Genomic DNA, 4,772 nt, shown 5'->3' with positions numbered 1-4,772 from the left:
GATCAACACTTTCTATACAATGGAGAGTTTGATCCTGGCTCAGGATGAACGCTAGCGGCAGGCCTAACACATGCAAGTCGAACGGGGGTAGCAATACCCTAGTGGCGGACGGGTGCGTAACGCGTATGTAACTTATCCGATGGCGGGGGATAACGGAGGGAAACTTCCGCTAATACCGCATGATGCAGCGGCACCACAAGGTGACAGTTGTTAAAGTAGAGATACACCATCGGCGAGGCATGCGTAAGATTAGCTAGTTGGTAAGGTAACGGCTTACCAAGGCTACGATCTTTAGCTGGTCTGAGAGGATGATCAGCCACACTGGCACTGAGACACGGGCCAGACTCCTACGGGAGGCAGCAGTGGGGAATATTGGGCAATGGGCGCAAGCCTGACCCAGCCATGCCGCGTGCGGGAAGAAGGCGCATCGCGTTGTAAACCGCTTTTCTCTGGGGATAAGGACTTCTTAGAGAGGTATTGAAGGTACCAGAGGAATAAGCACCGGCAAACTACGTGCCAGCAGCCGCGGTAATACGTAGGGTGCAAGCGTTGTCCGGATTTACTGGGTTTAAAGGGTGCGTAGGCGGGTTGCTAAGTCTGGGATGAAATGGCTGCGCTCAACGCGGTCGCTGTCCTGGATACTGGCGATCTTGAGTAGGGATGAGGTAGCTGGAATGAGTGGTGTAGCGGTGAAATGCGTAGAGATCACTCAGAACACCGAATGTGAAGACAGGCTACTGGACCCTAACTGACGCTGAGGCACGAAAGCGTGGGGATCAAACAGGATTAGATACCCTGGTAGTCCACGCCCTAAACGTTGGTTACTAGCTATCGGGGAGTTGTCTTCGGTGGCCAAGCGAAAGCGATAAGTAACCCACCTGGGGAGTACGCTCGCAAGGGTGAAACTCAAAGGAATTGACGGGGGCCCGCACAAGCGGTGGAGCATGTGGTTTAATTCGATGATACGCGAGGAACCTTACCTGGACTAGAATGCGCGTGACCGGTGCAGAGATGCACTTTCCCCGCAAGGGGCACAAAGCAAGGTGCTGCATGGCTGTCGTCAGCTCGTGCCGTGAGGTGTTGGGTTAAGTCCCGCAACGAGCGCAACCCCTATTGTCAGTTGCCATCAGTTCGGCTGGGCACTCTGATGAGACTGCCCTCGTAAGGGGTGAGGAAGGGGGGGACGACGTCAAGTCATCATGGCCCTTACGTCCAGGGCTACACACGTGCTACAATGGCAGATACAACGGGCAGCAAGCCAGTGATGGCAAGCGAATCCCTAAAAGTCTGTCTCAGTTCGGATTGGAGTCTGCAACTCGACTCCATGAAGCTGGAATCGCTAGTAATCGCAGATCAGCCATGCTGCGGTGAATACGTTCCCGGGCCTTGTACACACCGCCCGTCAAGCCATGGGAGCTGGGGGTGCCTGAAGTCGTGGGACTACTCCACGCCGAGGGCAAAACCGGTGACTAGGGCTAAGTCGTAACAAGGTAGCCGTACCGGAAGGTGCGGCTGGATTACCTCCTTTCTAGAGATTTTANGCTCAGGTGGTTAGAGCGCAACACTGATAATGTTGAGGCCCGTGGTTCGAGTCCACGCAAGACCACACAGACTACTTTATGCGTTAAAGCATAGTACACGTTCTTTGAAGTATGGGAAAAACGAGTGGAGATTAGGCAAGGGCCTTTTATTGGCAGGGATGCTGATAGGGGGCGGAGCGAAGGATTGCATACGCGGGTAAGCAACAGTAGAGATACTGTGAAGGCGAACCGAGTAAAGAGCTAATCTTAGTGTAACAGCTAAGACTGTGGAACGAAGGAAGGGTATGCGGAGGATGCCTAGGCACTTAGAGGCGAAGAAGGACGCGATAAGCTGCGAAAAGCCGAGGGGAGTTGCAAATAAGCTGAGATCCTCGGGTGTCCGAATGGGGCAACCCGGCAGGTTGAAGACCTGCCACCACGCAAGTGGAGCCAACCTCCTGAACTGAAACATCTAAGTAGGGAGAGGAAAAGAGAACAATAGTGATTCCCTGAGTAGTGGCGAGCGAAAGGGGAGGAGCCCAAACCGTGGCGGTTACGGCTGCTGCGGGGTTGTAGGACCGGGGTAAGGGACTGGAATAGAAGCGGAATTACCTGGAAAGGTAAGCCATAGCGGGTGATAGCCCCGTACGCGTAGAAGATTCTGGTTTTGACCGGTATCCTGAGTAGCACGGGGTCGGAGGCGCCCTGTGTGAAACTGCCAGCACCATCTGGTAAGGCTAAATACTCCTAAGTGACCGATAGTGAACCAGTACTGTGAAGGAAAGGTGAAAAGCAGCCCGAAGAGGGCAGTGAAATAGATCCTGAAACCGCATACTTACAAGCAGTGGGAGCCCCGCGATGGGGTGACCGCGTGCCTTTTGCATAATGAGCCTACGAGTTAGTGTTGACCGGCGAGGTTAAGGTCTTCAGGACCGGAGCCGAAGCGAAAGCGAGTCTGAATAGGGCATATAGTCGGCGGCACTAAACGCGAAACCTTGTGATCTACGCATGGGCAGGATGAAGGCAGGGTAACACCTGCTGGAGGTCCGAACCAGTTAACGTTGAAAAGTTATTGGATGACTTGTGCGTAGGGGTGAAAGGCCAATCAAACTGGGAGATAGCTCGTACTCTCCGAAATGTTTTTAGGAACAGCCTCGTGCAGCTGTATTTGCAGGTAGAGCTACCGATAGAGCTAGGGTGGGACCCCTCATACCGAACTCTGACGAACTCCGAATGGCAAATACTAGGGCACGGGAGTGAGGCCTGGGGTGCTAAGGTCACAGGCCGAGAGGGGAACAACCCAGACCATCAGCTAAGGTCCCGAAGTTCGTGTTCAGTTGGAGAAACGAGGTTTGGACGCAGAGACAGCCAGGATGTTGGCTTGGAAGCAGCCATTCATTCAAAGAGTGCGTAACAGCTCACTGGTCGAGCGTCCGAGCGCGGATGATAAACGGGCATAAAACACGACACCGAAGCTATGGGAACGTATCTAGGATATGTTCGGTAGGAGAGCAATACACGCGCCTGGGAAGGTGATCCGTAAGGATTGCTGGAGGTAGTGTATGAGCAAATGTAGGCATAAGTAACGATAACGGGGGTGGGAAACCCCCGCACCGGAAGACTAAGGTTTCCCAATCAACGTTAATCGGATTGGGGTTAGTCGGGGACTAAGGGCGAGCCGAGAGGCGTAGCCTGATGACAAGCCGGTTAATATTCCGGCACTTGCCTGATTGGTGATGGAGTGACGCAGGAACGAGTGGTCCGCGGACTGACGGAATAGTCCGTTGAAGCCGGGTAGGTATACGTCTGGTAGTAAAATGCGCCGGATGTGCCGAGTGGTGACAGTACCCTGAATCTTCGGAGGAGGGGATAGCGACCGGGTAGTCAACTGCCGAGAAAAGCTTCTAAACTTAACAATCAGGGAACCCGTACCGTAAACCGACACAGGTAGTCGAGGAGAGTATCCACAGGTGCTCGAGTGAATCACGGCTAAGGAACTCGGCAAATTAGCCCTGTAACTTAGGGAGAAGGGGCGCTGGCGCGAGCCAGCCGCAGTGAAAAGGTCCAGGCGACTGTTTAACAAAAACACAGGACTCTGCTAAATCGAAAGATGATGTATAGGGTCTGACACCTGCCCGGTGCTGGAAGGTTAAGAGGGGGGGTTAGCCGCAAGGCGAAGCTCTGAATCGAAGCCCCAGTAAACGGCGGCCGTAACTATAACGGTCCTAAGGTAGCGAAATTCCTTGTCGGGTAAGTTCCGACCTGCACGAATGGTGTAACGATCTGGACGCTGTCTCGGCCGTGAGCTCGGTGAAATTGTAGTACCGGTGAAGATGCCGGTTACCCGCTACGGGACGAAAAGACCCCGTGCACCTTCACTACAACTTGACATTGTCACTGTGCACAGCATGTGTAGCATAGGTGGGAGACTATGAAGGCGGGCCGCCAGGTTCGTTGGAGTCAACGGTGAAATACCACTCTTGCTGTGTGTGGTGTCTAACCCGATAAGATCGGGGACATTGTCTGGTGGGTAGTTTGACTGGGGTGGTCGCCTCCAAAAGAGTATCGGAGGCTTTCAAAGGTTCCCTCAGCACGCTTGGCAACCGTGCGTGGAGTGTAATGGCACAAGGGAGCTTGACTGTGAGATCGACGGATCGAGCAGGTACGAAAGTAGGACATAGTGATCCGGTGGTTCCGCATGGGTGGGCCATCGCTCATAGGATAAAAGGTACGCCGGGGATAACAGGCTGATCTCCCCCAAGAGCTCATATCGACGGGGGGGTTTGGCACCTCGATGTCGGCTCGTCACATCCTGGGGCTGGAGAAGGTCCCAAGGGTTCGGCTGTTCGCCGATTAAAGTGGCACGCGAGCTGGGTTCAGAACGTCGCGAGACAGTTCGGTCTCTATCTGTAGTGGGCGCAGGAATATTGAGTGGCTCTGACCTTAGTACGAGAGGACCGGGTTGGACAAACCTCTAGTGCACCAGTTGTATCGCCAGAGGCATAGCTGGGTAGCCATGTTTGGAAGGGATAAGCGCTGAAAGCATCTAAGCACGAAGCCCGCCACAAGATGAATATTCCCTTGAGGGTCGTAGAAGACGACTACGTTGATAGGCTGCAGGTGTAAAGGCAGTGATGCCAAAGCCGAGCAGTACTAATTACCCGAAAGAGTTCCATAGAAACCCCTTTACTGGGTTCGCCTGTTGCGCCTGCGTATTCAATCGATTCGCACCGCTTGCCGATTTCCACTCGT

At 53.8% G+C, this 4,772-nt stretch carries 1 tRNA gene and 2 rRNA genes; all 3 read left to right on the top strand.

Annotated features, from left to right (window positions below):
* The first annotated feature begins 16 nt into the window (after positions 1 to 16).
* The 3 genes from AC2D8O_RS13590 to AC2D8O_RS13580 all read left to right on the top strand — a co-directional run bounded on the left by AC2D8O_RS13590 (position 17) and on the right by AC2D8O_RS13580 (position 4,698).
* Positions 17 to 1,528, top strand: a 16S ribosomal RNA gene (locus tag AC2D8O_RS13590).
* 13 nt (positions 1,529 to 1,541) lie between these two features.
* A tRNA-Ile gene (locus AC2D8O_RS13585) sits at positions 1,542 to 1,606 on the top strand.
* Positions 1,607 to 1,807: 201 nt separating this feature from the next.
* Positions 1,808 to 4,698 (top strand): 23S ribosomal RNA (locus tag AC2D8O_RS13580).
* The 16S and 23S rRNA genes sit together here with 1 tRNA gene alongside, the layout of an rRNA operon.
* Positions 4,699 to 4,772 lie beyond the last annotated feature (74 nt).

This window comes from Pontibacter sp. T17 (assembly GCF_057219875.1).
The sequence above is the reverse complement of the archived record's forward strand: the minus strand, read 5'-3'. Positions and strand labels throughout refer to the sequence as shown.